We start from the raw sequence: 18291 nt of genomic DNA, 5'->3' as shown, positions 1-18291 counted from the left end.
TTGGGGCTTATTTCCGACCAGCGATCAAACAGATCCCCGGTCAATCGATCTCGTATCGTAATCATGGCCAACTGTACCGGCCTGAATCCAAAACAGGAATCCACTTTTTACCGCCCCGTCAGAAGTTGGTGACGCCTGATCAAGCGGCGGTTTGAAGGCGGTGGAGGCGTTGGCGGAGCTCAACCCCTGCGATGACCTCGGGGAGGCGGTTATCCGGCTGATGCCGAACCGCGTGAAAAGCTGTCCCTTCGACGTCGACCTCTCCGAGGCGCGCAATCTCGCGGAGAAGTTCTTCAACAAACTCAAAAACTTCGGCGCCGTTGCGACGCGATACGACAAACGCGCGGACAACTGTCCCGCCTCCGTCCAACTCGCCTCGATCCGTATCCGGTTGCGATCTTGTGAGTCGGTGGCCTAGTCAAGTGAGACTGTGACAGCTATGGCCACCTGTTCCTCCGATGCGCCTTCGCGATTGTCGAGGATGACCATGTACCTGCCGGCTTCAGGTGCCCAAATGGTCAATCTATGGTCGCCGTCCGCCTGGACTTTCGCGACCGGTCGGGATCCATCGGGAAACCGAAGGGCTTCGGCTTCGGTCATCAGGTAGACGGTCAGCAATGCGGTGGTGCGCACGTCGATACGCAACTCGGAGCCTGCTGGTACGCCAGTCAGCCGGATTCCCCGGTAGGAGCCGGCGGGCAATGAGGCGGTTGCCGCGAAGCTCTGCGACTGCGGAAAGGCCGGGCCGGGCAGGCTCAGAGCGGCGCAAACGGCCAGAGCGCATGCTGTCGACCAGACCCTTGATGTCGCGTTCATTCCAGTTTTCCACCTCCCAGGTGCCAAAGCCAGATGTGGCAAGAATGTCCAAACTATGGTATTGTTTGACGCAGCATTGACACGCCAGTTCAGTGCAATTCGGGTTCCAGATTCCATTCGAGCATACCAGACATTTGCGTAGCAGGTTGAAAAATTGAAATAATATTTGACTTCCCACGAGCGATTCGGCGTGGCGGAGCGATCAACCGGTTTGAAGCTGTCTGAAAAGTCATTGCTTCGCTCGGCTTCCGAGCGGCCAGGAGATCAGGAGCCATTCCATGGCCTACCCATTTCAACCGCGCACCGCCATCAAAGACGCTACTGAAATCCTCTGGACACCGCCACGAACTCAGACAAGGCTCGGCCCCCTGCCATTGAAACGTCGCAAGCCCGCGGCGCCGATACCTCGTCCGGTCGAGCCGATCGAACCGCGTCTGCTCCTGAGCGCGGATCACCTTGTCAGTATCGCCGCGATCCAGGACGGGCTATCGGGTTCCGCCGGTGACGACACCGGCGTCATCGACGCGCTGACCTACCTGCTGGAACACGACGAGAATTTCGCGCCGCTGGTGCCGGGGCTGCGTCACGCCTCGCCGGTGGACGGTGTGCTCAACCCGATGGTACATGAACTGTTCGCGATGAACGTGGACGTCAACAACGACGGCGAGGTGCCCGACCGGGCTTCGGTCGTTGCCGCGGTCAACACAAGTCCCGCCGTGAACATCACCGGCGGGTCCGACGACGCCAGTGAGATATACGACGCCCTGACCATCTTTTCGCTGAGCACGGAAAGCGCCGCCGTTCTCATGGACATGAACGAAGACGGCCAGGTGTCGTTCGGCGAGGCGGCGGATATCCTCATAACGTCGCCGATCGTGGACTTCCTGCAGGCCTTCCCGGCGACATATTTCGATGGCGCGTCCACTGTCCCGACCGACATGGAAGTCCTGTTTCACGGGGCGCTCGGCGTCACCGGCTTCAATTTCTTCCTCAACACTCTGAATGAACCGATCGATGTCAGCGGTTTCATCAACGTGGACTTCTCCGGCACGACGCATGTCGGTCATCCCAGCAACGAATTCGTGTTCTCCACGAACATGAACCTGGACTTCGCCAACAACTGGCTCCTGGACCTCGGTTACTATGCCGAGAAGCTGGAGATATCGACGCCGCTCGAAAGCCTGCTCAGCCAGTCCAACTATTCGCCGTTCCCGGATGTCTATGTCTCTGCCGATTTCGACATGACCATGACCATCTCGGCCACCACCTCCGCGTCGAGTTTCGTGTTCGTGCCGGGCGGTGATCTGGGCTTTACGATCGATGCCAATCAGAATCTGACCGGCACCACCGTGCATGTGGGATTCCTGGGAATGCAGGCGCAGTCCGGCAGCGCGTTCGTGCTCGATCTGCCGTTCACCGCGGCGCTGCTGGACCCGTCGAGCCCCGAACATCTGGGCTTTACCGACGGAAGTTTCGCCGCCGGCGGAGACGGAGAGGTTTCGAGTTCCACGGGTTCGCTGACCGCGGCGGATGAACTGACCGATTTCAACCTGCTCTACGATGTCATATTCGATATCACCATCGGGGCCGGGACGGGGGCAGGGGAGCCGGACCCGTTCACGATCACGCTGCCCGCCAATGACTACACGGACCAGTCCGGGATCGACACCGCCCTGCAATCCGAACTCAACGATGAACTGCCCGGGACCGGGCTGGTGGATGTGGGCTTCAACGGGTCCGGTGAAATGACCCTGACGCTCGCCTCCTCCAATTCGGTGCCGTTGGGCTTTAACTCTCAGAATATCTACAGCGCATCCGGCGATCTGACCGCGAACAATGCGTTCGATTTCACCTCGGAGTTCTCGGTCGATACCCATGTCATTATCGTGTACGATGGCAACCTTGTCCGGCGTGTGCATGTCACCGCGTCGACCGGATCGCCCAACACCGGCTTCCCGGGGGTGGACGAAGCCCTGCGCCGGAGCCAGTTCCTGAGCGAGGTCAACGCCGATCTGCAGGCGGCAGGTCTTGGCGACGTGACGGCATCGGTCGACGGTTCCGATCATCTGGTTCTGTCGACCGGCAGCGAGCCGCTGGAGATCACCCGCACGCTGACGCTCAGCGCGGATTACCGGATCACCGCGAGTGAGTTCGTCGATGCGGCCGACAACAACTTTGCCAAGCTGTTCGACGTCGATATCAACCCGGCCAACGATGCGTTCGAGATCACGCTGGATCTCGACGCCAAGTCCGGTCTCACCGTGGATGGCGGCAACCTTGACACTCTGGAAATCGTGATCACCGACGACCTGGTGCAGTCCAACGGGTCCGGCGGCTATGACCTGTTTTCCGATATCGTCGAGGTCACGGATTTCGCCGGTGTTCTTCGCGTGGACCTCCAGGACCAGACAACCATCACCGATGACGATGGCGACGAGGACAAGTTTCTGAACTTCGCTGTTCTTGGCTCCGCCGAAGTGATCAACATGATCAGCCAGTTGCGCGGGCTGGCAGACCGGTTGCCGACCACGGACTTGTTGGGCGGGTTCGACATTCCCTATGTCGATTCGGTGATTGGCGAGAATGTCGATTTCGCGCAACTGATTTCCGAACGGTTCATCTACAACGACGACGGCGACGACGAAACCTTCCTGGCGTCCGAGAACCGGTTGCTGCGGCGGTTCGATGACCCGGATGCGGGTGTGGTGGTTCTGCCAACCTTTGGCACGGTGCAGGAGCTGGGATCGCGGCTGCAAACGCTTGGTCTGGCGTCGGAAGACCCGACCTATCGCTATGATGATGAGGAACTGGTCTATCCGGTCAGCGCCGAGCTTGACCTCGACCCGTCGGACCAGCTGCCGGCGGCGGATTTCGATCTGGATCTGGGACCGATCGGTGAGGTCTCTGTGGAGGCCGGAATCGAGATCTCCTCGAAGGTTTCGCTCAAGCTGCTACTGGGCTTCGACCTGTCGAGTTCCACTGCGATCACGTTGACCGGTCCGGGGTCTCCGGATGAGCTCTTCCTGCTTTCCGATCTCAATGGCGGCGACGATGTCGGGATCACGGACGGTCTTGCCGTCACCGGCGCCGCGCCGGTGGACCTGATCCAGGGCCGGTTGTCGGATGACGCGCACTTCGCGATCCGTGTCAATGGCGGCACGGTGCATCTGGTGACGATCAATGCCGACAGGTTCGGGTTGAATCCGAACGACGATGTCACCGACGACAACACCGAAACCGCGGATCTGATCGGCGATATCAACGATGCGATCCAGGCCGCCAATGCCACGCTCGCGACCCAGATCCAGGCCGCCGAGGTTGGCGGCCGCATCGTGCTCCGCGCCATCGACGGAGCCGGTGTCGATACCTTCGATGTCTTTGTTACTCCGGCCGCGATCACGGGGCTCGGCGGGTTCGGCGATCCGGCCTATACCGAATTGGGTTTGCGCGATTCCAGTGCCGCCACGGTCATGTTCGTGGGCGAAACCTTCGAACCGAGCGATCCGAACGGAACCACCACCACCTTTGACATCGCCGCAGCGGGTCAGACTCTGACTATCCTCAACCTGGACATCGAGGAGGCCAACAGCGTCAATGACCTGGTCGACCGCATCAACGGCGAGATCGCGGGTTCGGTTCTTGATGGGCTCGTCGTCGCCTTTCGCTCGGGCCAGTCGATCGCCTTTGCCGGCGTCGATGCCTCGGTCGCCTCGATCACGGTGGATTCCGCAGATGGCGAGATCGGCTTGCCGTCGAGCGCGACGACAGCCGGCATTTCGCTGATCGGAGAAGACTTTCTGGAGGCCAACGAGGACAATATCGCGCTGCGGTTCGGTCGGCTGGACGCGACACAGGACTTTACGGTCCGGCTCAATGGGGCCGGGCTGTACACGACGGTCACGGTCGATGCCACGGATACCGAGGACAATACGTCGATCCGGGACCTGGTCGATGACATCAACCAGGCGCTCGACAACGCCAATCTGGATGACACGCTGATCGCCGAGCAGGTCGGACTTGGTCAAATCGCCCTGCGCGCGATCGCACCGGATATCACCAGGATCGAGATCGGCCTGAACGAGGCGACGCTGCTTGGTCTGACCGCCAGCAGTTCCGCCGAACCGGTTCTGCACTCCACTGCCGCGAGTTTTGCGCCCGGCTTCTACGGACCGGCGGAAGACACGACATTTGACCTGGTGTTCGACACCGGCGGCGGCGACCAGACCGTAACGGTCGAACTTTCCGAATACGAGGCCCGCGACAACAGCTTCGTCTTCCAGCTGGTCAATGATGTGGACCGGGCGATCAACGAGGCGTTGGAGGATGGCGGTTACAGCCGCGACCTGTTCGGGGCCACGTTCGACGGCGGCCGTCTGGTGATCCAGGCCACCGACCCGTCCGTGCTTTCTTTCGAGGTGAATACGACCGACAATACCGCCGCCATCGACGATCTGAAGCTATATGAAGCGACGCACGTGGTTCAACAGGACGAGGCGTCGATCCCGGACGGCGATCACACGCTGGTCGCGACCAACGACGATCTTCTGGTCTACAAGAGCGACGGGTCGATTATCGGGATCGATCTTAGCGGCGACGATGACCTCGCCGATGTGGTGAGTTCGATCCAGGGTGGCGGCTCCGGCCTTACCGTGGATTACAACACGACCCGGACCGGGCTTTCGGTCGAGGACGGCAGCTTTGACGGCGGCTATTTGTTCCGGATCGACAGCGTGAACGGTTCCAGGGCGGTTTACGGGCTGGGCCTGCACGCCGCGGATGTCCAGCGCATCGCGCAGGAAGACCAGACCGGCTCGGGCGCGGACTTCAACTTGCTCGACGGCGTGATCATGGGGGATGAGGTCGGCAAGCTCGACTTCGAGGATCGGCTGTTCCTTGAACATGACGGCTCCGACCCGATACTTGCCGTCAACCTGACCGTGTCGCCGGACTTCAACGATACCGACGGATCGACGATTTCCGCGAACTTCGGCTTCGTCGGCATCGAGCTGACGGGCAGTGGCGCCTTGTCTCTGCAACTGGGTCTGGACCTGGCCGAACAGAAGGTCACCCTGGCCCGGTTCTTCGACGCCCTCAGCACGGATTTGAATGGCGATGGCGAGGTCGATGTGTTCGATCTGACCGAGGTGCTGGAATTCCCGGATCTGGAGGTCGTCGATGGCGACGATGCGGATTCCGACATCGACGACTCGCTGGTCTTTTCGGTCGCGTTGGGCGGAGGCGGGACTCTGCCCAGCGGGCTCAGCCTCGGCGGGTCGGCCGAGATCGTATTGACGCTGGTCAATCCCGGCAATCCGTTCAACTTCTCGGGCGCCTTCGACGCCGGCTCGGCTGTTGCGGCCGATACCATCAACATCATCGGGCACGGCTTTCTGGAAGGCAGCCATGTCACCTACGATGCCGGAGGGGGCACCGCGATAGACGGTCTGACCGACGGCAACCGCTATTACGTCCACAAGGTCGATAACGACAATATCCAGTTGGCGGCGACGGAATCCGCACTTGAGGGGGGGCTCTATCTGGACCTGGCGGCGGGGTCGGGCAATGCGCACATGTTCTATGGTCCGGTGGCGCCGATCATCGACGTGACCTATTCCAACCTCGACGCGCTCGCTCAATTCCAGGACGTTACATTCGACAACGTGCTGGGTGCGCTTGTGGCGCTCAGGGATTTCCTTCTGGAATATGCCGGCAACGAAATTCTGCAGCGTGAAATTCCGATTATCGGGGTAACCTTCGACGACCTGATCGGCGTGGCCAAGACATTTGGCGACGCGGTCGACGACATCGTCAACAATCCGCCGCCGAACCTGCAGGCGCTGACCCAGAAGATCCGCGAGAGCTTTGGGTTGCCGGAAGGCCCGTCGATCATCGACCTGGAACTGGCGGATGACAACGACGGCGGCGGACCGGGCGGCGACGGCGATGCCAGCGACTTGCTGAAGATCGCATTGAACCTCAGCCGCGCGCTGAGCGAGCCGCTCGATGTGGACCTGTCGCTCGACGGCATCACCGACAATCCGCTGCCGGGCCTGTCGCTGGTCGCCAATGCCGACCTCAACGTGGCCGGCGAGGTGGATGCAATCCTGACTGCGGGCATCGACCTCGACGACGACGGCGGGTCGGACGCATTGGGCGAAGTGTTCCTCTTTACCCACGAAGACGATACCCACCTGAACCTGTCGCTCGACGCTTCGGCCGTGAACCTGTTCTTCAACGGCTCGCTCGGCCCGCTTGGCGTGGCGATCATCGACGGTGATGCGGCAATCCAACTGGGTCTGGATCTGTCGACCGATGATGATGCCGACACCCGCGTGAGCCTGTCCGATATCGGAGCAGCGTTCAGCGCGTTCGATCTGATCCTCGGGCCGGCCACCTTCGACCTGACCTTCCCGGTCTTTTTCCCGACGCAATCCGACTATCTCGGCGATATCCGCGTCGACATAGAGCTGGATTCGTCCGATTTCTCCTTCATCGTGAACCAGTTCACGATGCCGGAAATCGACCCCAGCGTCTTCCTGAACTTCGACCTGCTGTCCTCGGCCAATCTCTTGATCGAGGCCATCGACCTGCTGCTCGACACATTGCAGGGGGTGATGTCGGGCGAAATCCTGGGCGTCAAGCTGCCGGTCATCGGCGACAGCCTGGAAGGCGGCTCGGAATTCCTCGAAGATATGCGGGTCAATTTGATCGATCCGCTTTTCGACCTGATCGAGAATACGGCGCTGACCGAGGAATCGCTGGCCGAACTGATCCAGGGTCTCTTTGTCAGCCTGCTTGGGCCTGGCCTGAACAATATCGACCTGCCCAGCATGCCGGACTTCATCGAGGACGCGCTGAATGCATTGAACGTCCCGGTTATCCAGACCGGCCTCAAGATGTTCGGCAACGGCATCTCGGACTTCGACGCGCTGAAGGCCCTGTTGCCGCTGACGTATTTTGACGAGTTCGGTGTTGAAATTCCGACTTTGACGGATTTCGGCGACGTGGATTCCCTGCAATGGGATTTCTTCTTCGAGGACACCTACGCACCCGAGGTGAATCTGGATTTCGACCTAAGCCTGATCCCGGCGCTCGGGCTGAGCTTTGACGGCGATCTGGTGGCAGAGTTCCACTACGAATTCGGTTTCGGGGTGGGTATCAGCTACGATGACGGTGCCTATATCGACCTGTCCGGCGATGATGACCTGCTGTTCAGCGCCAAGGCCGGGTTCTCGCCCGGCGCCAACCTGCATGGGGCGCTCGGTTTCCTCGCCTTCGATGCGACAGGCGGTGCTGACGGAAACGGTGACGGCATCGACGATTCCAACATCGTGAGCGCCGAATTTATCATCGATCTCGATGACGGCGACAACGGACGGCTGAGTTTCTACGAGATGGGCGACCTGGACATCGACGTCATGTTCGATCCGTCGGCCGATCTCAACATCATGCTGAATCTCGGCTTCAATACCGATCTGTTGCCGCCGGTGGTGGCGGGCATCATGCCGGCGCTCGAAGGCACGCTGGCGTTCCATTGGGACCCGGCGGCGATGAGCCTGTTCGACGACGGGTTCGATTTCGGGCTGGAGCATGGTCGCGACTATTTGCGGATCGATGACGTTGCGCTGGACCTAGGGTCGTTCATCGGCGATTTCCTCGGTCCGATTGTGTCGCAGATCCAGGAATATACCGAACCGCTGCAGCCGATCATCGATATCCTGACGGCACCTATTCCGGGCGTGTCGGACCTGGCCGGGCGGCCGATCGCATTGGTCGATATCGCCGCCGAGTTCGGCGAGTTCGATCCGAGCCTGATCTACGCCATTGCCGACCTGATCAGCTTCGTCAACTCGATTCCAGCGGACGCGGATTCGGTGAAGCTGAGTCTGGGCAGCTTCACGATCTTCGGCTCCGGCATTCTCAGCAGCGACCAGCTCACGGACCCGACATTCGACTTTGCTCAGGCAACCTCGGAAGGCGGCGACCTGTTCGACACGTTTGCCGGCATGTTGGATGACAACACGATCATCCAGGGTTTCTCGGACATCTTCGACGACGTGACCGGCGCCTTGAACGATATCGGCGGCCTGCTTTCTGGCGGCGGCGGCGCCAATGACCCGACCTCGGCCGTCACCTCGGTATTGGGCGGTGAATACGACACGGGCGAATATGGCTTCGATTTCCCGTTCCTCAAGGATCCCACGCAGATCTTCGGCGCGCTCATGGGGCGGCCGATGGTGCTGATCACCTACGATCTGGCGCCGTTCAAGGTGGAGTTCACCTGGGAACAGAGCTTCATGATCTACGGACCCCTCTGGGGCAAGATCGGAGTCGGCATCGGCTTCCTGGCCGATTTTGCCTTCGGCTACGACACGTTGGGGGTGCAGCGATTTGCCGAGGGCAACTTCGAAAATCCGCTCGACCTGGTCGCGGGGTTCTATATTTCCGACACGGCCAACCCGGACGGCTCCGGACCGGACGTACCGGAACTGCAATTGGTCGGAGAATTTTCGCTCGGCGCCGAACTGAATGCCGGCATCGCCAGCGCGGGCATCGAGGCCGCGATCATCTTCACGGCAAACTTCGACCTCAACGATCCGGACGGCGACGGCCGGGTGCGCATCAACGAGATCCTCGGAAACTTCCTTTACGAACTGAACTATGGCGACCCGCTGCTCGCGCCGGTCGCGATCTTCGATATCTCGGCGGAACTGGCATTCCAGATCCGCGCCTATCTTAAGATCCTGTTGGCCAAGTTCACCTTCGACATCACGCCCCAGATCACGCTGTTCGAGTTCTCGATCGAATTCGATCGCGAACCGATCCTCGCGACCGAACGCGGCGACAATGGCATCTTGCTGCACATGGGGCCAAACGCGGCGGCGCGCCTGCACGGCAATACCAATGACATTGCAGAGCTGTTCCACATTCGGGACGACGGGAACGACGTGCTGATCTGGGCGCCGGAACTGGGCGTGGGTGAAGGTGCGGCGCAGCGCTACAGCGGCGACTTCATTATCGGCTATGGCGGCGAGTATAACGATCTGCTGCAAGTCCACGACGATATCGGCATGCCGGTATTCTTCGAAGGCGGCAGCGGGGCCGACACCATCGATGTGGCGGCCGGCAGCGGCGGCGGGATTCTTCGCGGCAACGACGGCGCGGATTCGATCTACGGCGGTTCGGGCCGCGAACTGATCGAGGGCGGTGAGGGCAACGATTTCATCGATGGCGGCGCCGCGCGCGACCTGATCTTTGGCGATCTGGCCAGCATCACGCTGGTTCCGGGCAGCGGCGCGGCTTCGACGTCGTTCGGCTACAAGGCCGCCTTCGGCAAACTCGAATCCGACGAGGCCCTGACCTATCGCCGGATCAGCGCGTCCTTCTCGGACAAGGATGGCGACGACACGATCCAGGGCGGTGAGGATGGCGACGTCATCTTCGGCGGCGGCGGCAGCGACCGGATTGGCGGCGATGGCGCTTACAACGTGCTGGACGACCTGTCGGGCGCTGACCTGATCTTTGGTGATCTGGCGCGCATGCTGTTTGCCGAAACCGGCAGTTTCGAACTGCTCGAGATCCGGTCGACCGACAATCTCAACGACTCGCCCGACACGATCTACGCGCATGGCGGCGACGATACCGTTTATGGCGGCGGCGGCGACGACATGATCGACGGCGGCTATGGCGAAGACGTGATCTATGGCGAGCGCGGTTTTGATCAGCTGTGGGGCGGCGCGGATGCCGATACGATCAGGGGCGGCGATCAGGATGACGTGATCTACGGTTTCCGCGAGGATACCGCGCCGGGCTATCTGGCCGGTGTCGGCGACGATGGCGCGGACGTGATCTTCGGTGACGATAACAATGACTTCATCCGCGGCAACCCGGGCAACGATATCATCGAAGGCGGACGCGGGGCCGACATCATCTTTGGCGACGAGGACAACGACGAGATCTACGGCCAGGCCGGCCCTGACTTCATCTTCGGCGGCGCCGACAACGACTCTGCCGATGGCGGCGCCGGCAATGACATCATCTTTGGCGACGACGGGCTGCTTGCGTATTTCGACTTCGGCTCCTTGCCGACAGCGGCGAGCTTTGTCAGCCGGACAGGGCACGAGATCGACGGTGACGGCCATCGCCTGATCGGCGATGTGGCCCTGACCGAACTGCCCTTCGCGGCCGAGGACGGCAATCCGCGCACGCTGGACCTTGCGCTGACCGTGTTCCGGAATACCGACGGCCACGACTATGTGGTGGGCGGCGAAGGCGACGACCTGGGATTTGGCGGCGCCGGCGATGACACCATGTTCGGGGACTTTGATCCGGCGGATCCGCCGTCCGGTCCGATCCCCGCGGATGAAGACATCCTGATCGGCGACGCGGGCCGGGTGCAGTTCGCTTTCCGGTTGCGGCAATTCATCGCTTCGGATTCCGCCGGAGACGACACCTATTCCTATGATGATATCATCAGCGGCAATCGCGGTTCGGATATCCTGATCGGCGGTCGCGGTGCGGACGAGATGTTCGGCCGCGGCGACTATGACGGCGGGCCGCTCGGCGAAGACGCAACCGTGTCCGACGAAGACGTGATGATCGGCGACAACGGGCAGATCGAATACCTGCTGGAAAACCCGCTGGATGACACGCTTGATCCGATCGTGTCGCGGATTCAGAGGATTGCCACCACCGATAACTCCAATGCCACGGGCGGTTCGGACACCATGAGCGGCGACGAGAGCAACGACATCATGCTCGGCGGTGCGGATGGCGATGTGATGACCGGCAACGACGCCAGCGACGTGATCATCGGCGACAACGGAGAGGTGCTCTATGGCGACGCTGTGGGCAGCGATCCGGCGCGGCCGGGGCTGGACTACGTGCGGTCGCTCGATGGCGGCGTGGGCGGCATGGACACCGTTTCCGGCGGCGGCGACAAGGACATCGTCATCGGCGGGTCCTTTGCCGATACGATCCGGGGCGACAACAGTCTTTCCAACCAGGCCGACGCCAACCCTGACGAGGACGTGCTGATCGGCGATCAGGGTGAAGTCCTGTTCAACGACACGCTGTTCGATCCGGCCGACCTGGTGGAAGGAGCCATCCCCGAGGGTGTGACCCCGCTGCCGCTGATCGTGCGGATCGAGACCACCGACGACGATGCCGGACTATTCCCGAACGCGAATGTCGGGCAGGATACGATCGAAGGCAATGAGGCGATCGACGTCATTCTGGGCGGCGGCGCGGGTGACATCCTGCGCGGCAACGAAGACGACGACATCATTGTCGGCGACGAGGGCATCCTGGTTTACAGCGACTTCGACAGCAGCCACGATCTGCTCGGGTCGCCGACAATGGCCGAGATGCAGTTCGGCTACGCGGCTCCGGCGCTCGACGACGATCCGTTCAGCCTCGACTTCATCATCACCAAGGCTTTCGACCTGGGCGGCAACGACACGATCTTCGGCAACGAGAACGACGATATTGCCATTGGCGGGACCGGCGCCGACGTGATGCTGGGCGACAACGACGAAGGGCTCCCGAACGTCTACGACGTTCTGTCGGCTCAGGCCGGTCAGGACATCCTGATCGGCGATCAGGGGCGGGTTACGCTGTATGACTCGGCGGACAGCTTTGCCGGGAACATCACCCGGATCGAAACCATCGACCTGGCCGAAACCGATGGCGACGGTGACGAGATACACGGCAACGACCGCGCCGATATCATCATCGGCGGCGTCAACGGGGCAGGGGCGGCCAATCCCGATCTGCTCTTCGGTGAAGCGAAGCTGCCGGGCCACGTCGGCACGGCGGGCGAAGACGTCATTCTCGGCGACGAAGGCATTCTGCGGTTCGACGTGGCGACCGCTGAGGCAATCCTCGGGGCCGGCGATGCCAGCAATGCGACACTCGACCGGATTCAGACCTTCAAGACCGGAACGACCACCGGCGGCGGTTTCCTTGGCGGTCAGGATCTGATCTTCGGCAACGGCGGCGGCGATGTGGCCATGGGCGGCACGGCGGGCGACCTGATCTGGGGTGACCTGTATTATGGCGACGGCACGCTGACCGCACTGATCGACAGCGACAACCCCGGTTCGCTTCCGGGGGCGGATTCGCTGCTTGGTGACGGCGGCGACATGCGGTTTGACGGGTTCGATGTGTTCAATGGGGCGCTCAATGGCGACACCGTGACGATACTGACCTCGGCGGAAACCGGCCAGGGCGGCATGGACACGATCGAGGGCAACGAAGCCGGTGACATCATCTTGGGTGGCTTCAACGACGATACGCTTTTTGGTGAATCCGACCATCATCTTACCGTCATGTCCACTGGCGTCGGCATGGCGGCGGGATCCGATATCATCCTCGGCGACAATGGCGAACTGACCTGGATCCTGAACGCGGATACCATCGCCAACCGGCCCGATGTCAGCAATGTCGATCTGGGTGCCTTCCCGCACGACCTTGACCGGATCGCGACCATCGATCCCAACCTCGGCGGCTACGACCGGATCGAAGGCAACGGCGCGGGCGATACGATCATTGGCGGCACCTTCACAGACCTGATCTATGGCGATTCGCCTGACGGGGAGGAAGGTTCGATTTCGGCCGTGATCGAAACCGACGCGGAAACCGATGCCGCCGATGGCGACGATCTGATCTTTGGCGATCACGCCAAGGTGTATCCGAACATCGACACCGGGGCGCAACCGGTCTTTATCAACAATTACTTCTTCTCGATCTTCACGCTGGAAGAACACGACGGCCTGGGCGACGTGCTCTTCGGCAACGGTGCGCACGACATCATGATCGGCGGTCAGGGCGACGACCTGATGTGGGGCAATGATGGCGACGATGACATGATCGGCGGCCACAATGTGGCGCTCGGAGATGACGATCTCGATCCGCTCGATGCCGCGACGCAAGCGGGGATCGAGGCGCAGTTCGGTGCAACCGCGTTCCCGGGTGCCGTGCTCGGAGATCTGAACCCGGCGGTGAACAAGGAGTTCAATGACTACATGGACGGCGGCGTCGATGACGACGTGATGACGGGCGACAACGCCATTGTCATCCGCAAGTTGGACGACCTCAGCCCGCGGTTCCGCATGCTGGGTGACACCACTCAGCCGCTGCACATCATGGACTCATATGTGCTTGAAGGTCTGGCCTATGCGGATTTCGGCTTCCACGCCAATATCGGCGCGGATTCGTCGCATCTGGACATGGATCTGGTGCGCAAGGTTTACCTGCTCGACCACGACGAGGCGACCTATCAGGACGCGCTGAACCGTGACCCGGCCGATCTGGACCAGGATGGCCGGCGCTTCGGCAACGACATCATGGTCGGTGGACTCGACGATGACGAGATGTGGGGGCAACTCGGTGACGACATCATCCAGGGTGATGGTGCGCTGACGGTGATGGCCGAGGGTGGCCAGCCGGTGCTGGGCTATGACCCGGCGCAGGGCGCCGATCCGAGCTTCGATGCCTTGCAGATGGCAGATATCGATGGCGGCGACTATCGCCTGACCTTCAGCGTCTTCGAAGATCTGGATGACGGCAACGACTATGTCGAGGGCAACGGCGGATCCGACCGGATCTACGGCGGGCTTGGCCAGGATGACATCGTCGGTGGCAGTTCGACGCTGTTCTTCTTCGATCAGGACCCGAATTACAACGGTTCCCCGTTCGGCGAGACCTATCGTCCCGACGGGGCCGACCTGATCTACGGCGGATCGGGCAATCCGAATGTGCTGCTCCGCAACGGCGAGTTCGGTGGCGGCAATGACGGCGATATCGCGATCGGGGCGGAAGTGGCCTTCGACGGTCTGGATACCATCGTGACGGAGGATATTCGTCACGCACGCGACGCGGACGCGATATTCGGGGACAATGCCGAGATCTACCAGATTGTCACGGCGCCCGATACGCCTGCGGTCTACAATTACGAATCCGTCGTGGATACCGGCTGGGACACGACCGCGGTCGATTCCGGGTATACGCCGCTGGGCGAGACCATAAGGGTGCGGGCCTTCAATCTGGTCGATTACGGTTACGAATATGTCACGGAAGGCGCCAGCGCGTTCGAACGGAACGACTTCCTGCGCTTCCTGACCAGCGCCCGCGGGGCAGGGGACCTTATCTACGGCGAGACCGGCGACGACATCCTCTTCGGTATGACCGGCAATGACGTGATCTTCGGAAACTCCGAAGACGATGATCTGATCGGTGGTATTGGCATCGACTTCCTGCTGGGCGGCACCGGTCGCGACGGCATCCTGGGCGACGACGGTTTGATCCTCACCAGCCGCAATATCGCAGGTCTGGGTGAGGCGCTGCACGGTGTCGGCATGCTGGATCCGGATCAGGGGCCGCTGAAGCCGAACGAAGAGGTCAATACCAACGCCATCAACGCGATCATCGAGACGCCGGGCAATATCCAGCGTGCGGTGATCAACGTCGAAGGCGAACTGAACAAGTCTGTCCAACTGTTCGCCTTCCGGACCGACGACGTCGAATTGTCCGAACTGGACAGCTTCAACAAGGGCTGGCGCTTCAATGACATCATCTTCGGCGGGCTTGGTCAGGACTTCATTCACGCCGGTGACGGCGACGACGCGGTGTCGGGCGCCGAAGCCCTGCCGACCTACTACAACGGCGACGGTCTGGGCTTCGAACTGGTCAATGACGTGCTGGTGGCGCAGCAGACGACCACCAACGTTACCGTGCCGACCGGACCGGCGGGCTTTTCCGTCGTTGCTGATCTGCCGTTTTGGAATCTCGATACCGGCACGGCCTTCGCCCCGTTCAATCCGGGCGATATCCTGCGCTTCGAAGACCGGGGCAACGCCAGCGAATTCGCGCTCTATGACGAATTTTTCCCGCGCCGGAAGATCATGCTGGATATCTCCGATCCGACGGCGCCAACCGTCATCGAGGCGATTGACGGGTATGCGGGTGATGCATCCAACGACTGGAACGGAAATGTCATCAACTTCATCCTGAATTTCGACCAGACGGAAGGCCCGCTGGGGTACGATTTCATCGACGATGACGCGGCGCTGCCGACGGATGGCGACGACCGGATATTCGGCGATCTTGCCAACGACTGGATTGGCGGCGGTACCGGGCGCGATCACATGTGGGGCGGCCGGGGCGACGACCTGCTGAACATGGACGATGACCATGACAGCGGTCAGGGCGGGACCCATCCGCATCAGCCGGAACCGGATGCGCTGGATAACACGCAGTCCGACGAATATCAGGCCTATGCCGATATCGCCTATGGCGGTGCGGGGCGCGACGTGCTGATCCTCAACACCGGGGCGGACCGGGCGATCGACTGGGTCGGCGAGTTCAATTCCTACCTGGTGCCATTCTCTCCCTTCGGCGCGTTCCACATCAGCCGGACCGTTCAGCCGCAGTTGCCCGAGTTCCTCTATGCGCTGTCCGACAGCGACGGGGCCGATGTGATGGCGCGGACCGATCCGGGAGGCGTCATCCAGCCGTCGGTCCCGGATGCGGAACTCTACGTCGATCAGAAGCTGTTCGACAGCCGCACGGACGATCCCGACCCGGTGCGCAATTACGAGCCGTTCGGCGAAATCGGCCTCGTGCTGCAACACGACCGCGATTGGCAGGACCAGACCGGTGCCCCCGCCGATCCACAGCCGGGCAACCTTCAGGGTCAGCGCGAAATCATGCGTCGCGAGTTGTTCATTGACGAGACGACGGGTCCGGGTGGCGGCAATGGCGGCGGCAACCCGAATGCTCTCGTTTCCTTTGCCGCGGATGTGGGCTCCTGGTCAGTCCAGTCCGGTGCCTACAAGGCCAGTCCGGATGTCGTGGGCGGCGAAACCGTGTCGATCCACCACCTCGACAAGACCATGCCGAATTATGTGGAGGTCCTGGTCAGCACGACTGTCGAGAAGGACAAGCAAGGCTATAATTCCAACGCCTACATCATCTTCGACTATCAAAGCGAAACCGATTTCAAATTCGCCGGATATGACGCGGGGCTGGACAAGATCCGCATCGGTCACAGGACCGAGGCAGGCTGGGTCGTCGATGTGCAATCGAACATGCAGCTGACACACGGCACCGAATACAACCTGACGCTGGTGCTGCACGGCGGCGCGGCGACGATCTACGTCAACAACGGCAACGCCACGTCCTTCTCCTTCAACGAGGCGCTGAACACCGGGTTGCTGGGGCTTGGCACCGATAACGCCAAGGCATCGTTCGATGACTGGCAGGTTCAGAAATTGCCGCCGGTTATCACCAAGACCGTCAGCGATGATTTCGAGTCCGGGTCCGGCTATCAGGCACTGGCGGGTGACTGGACGCTTGCTGCCGGAAGCTTGACCGGCAATCCAGGCGCCGACGACTATGCGGTGGCCACGCAGACGCTGGACGTACAGGTTTTTGCCCGCCTCTGGATCGAGGCGCAGATCGCCACGGAAGGCACCGCGGGCCTTGCCTTTGATGCTGCGGACAGTGAGAATTTTAAGTTCGCCGCGCTTGACGTGGGCAATGACGAAATCCTGATCGGTCATGTCAAGGATGGCAGGATTGCCATCGATACGTCGATTGACTTCGATCTGTCCTCCACCGGCCATCAATTCGAGGTGTCGCTGCATGGCGGCAGCGTCAACGTCGAAGTCGATGGCACCGTGGCGTTGAGCCATGTCTTCGCGTCGATCGTCACCGATGGCGACGCAGGCCTGTTCGCGATCGATGGGGCAAGCTACGACGACGCTGCGCTGAAGACCGACGACCCGCAATATATCGGAGGCCAGTCGCTGACCGCGGCTTCGTTGCCGCTGAGCGAGGTCGGTATCGACGCGGCGCTGACGCGGGATGCCTTGTCCAGTGCCATCGCCGACGCGCGGCTGCGCTGGGAAGCCAAAGGTGCCGACGTCGGCCAACTCGCCAGCTTCGATCCGTCACGGTTCCTCATCGCCGACATTCCGGGCGCGGAACTGGCGCGCCACATGGGCAATGGCACGATCCTGGTGGATGGCACGGCGGCTGGATTTGGTTGGGAGTCCTTTGATCTCGCCTCGGTGCTCGAACACGAAATCGGCCACGGACTTGGGCATGCCCACAGTGAGGACGGTGTGATGCAGTCGCACCTGGCAGCGGAATCGTCCATGCCGTTGCGTCCCTTTGGTGCGCCGACGGTCATACAAAGCCATGACATCCTGCTGTTCGACCCGGACGATGGCGATTTCGCCTATCTCGATCGGTTGGATCCGGCTGTTTCAGGCGATGGCGAAGACTTCATCGACCTGTTGTCCGAGGACGAGTTGGCGATGATTGATGTTGCGGCGCTTCAGAAAGCGCGGGGTGAATTGCCCGAAACCCATGTGGCTGAGCGGGCGGAACGTGCCGCACCGGCGGGCAGCGGGCAGAAATTCGACCTGATCGGCGATTTGCTGTCGATGCGGCTCTGACCGTAGACGGCAC

3 protein-coding genes are annotated in these 18291 nt (G+C 61.3%); 2 read left to right on the top strand and 1 reads right to left on the bottom strand.

From position 1 onward, the window contains the following. The first annotated feature begins 169 nt into the window (after positions 1-169). A complete protein-coding gene (locus tag QO034_RS23415; protein ID WP_407696799.1) occupies positions 170-418 on the top strand; it encodes a hypothetical protein in 249 nt (82 codons plus the stop codon). Here QO034_RS23415 and QO034_RS21160 read toward each other — a convergent pair. Next, a complete protein-coding gene (locus tag QO034_RS21160) occupies positions 415-816 on the bottom strand; it encodes a hypothetical protein (protein WP_284487510.1) in 402 nt (133 codons plus the stop codon). The two genes, QO034_RS23415 and QO034_RS21160, sit on opposite strands and share 4 nt — an antisense overlap. A gap of 278 nt (positions 817-1094) precedes the next feature. Between QO034_RS21160 and QO034_RS21155 the strand changes: the two genes are divergently transcribed. Then, positions 1095-18278 (top strand): calcium-binding protein, encoded by a 17184-nt coding sequence (locus tag QO034_RS21155; protein ID WP_284487509.1) that lies wholly within the window; start codon positions 1095-1097, stop codon positions 18276-18278. Positions 18279-18291 lie beyond the last annotated feature (13 nt).

The organism is Sedimentitalea xiamensis, from assembly GCF_030164465.1.
Taxonomy (GTDB): Bacteria; Pseudomonadota; Alphaproteobacteria; order Rhodobacterales; family Rhodobacteraceae; genus Sedimentitalea; species Sedimentitalea xiamensis.
Note: the sequence above shows the minus strand (reverse complement) of the source record. Positions and strands in the feature narration are given on the sequence as shown.

Excerpts from the sequence above, each read along its gene's own strand:
- QO034_RS21160 (WP_284487510.1), bottom strand. The coding sequence starts at position 816 with ATGAACGCGACATCAAGGGTCTGGTCGACAGCATGCGCTCTGGCCGTT.
- QO034_RS21155 (WP_284487509.1), top strand. The coding sequence starts at position 1,095 with ATGGCCTACCCATTTCAACCGCGCACCGCCATCAAAGACGCTACTGAA.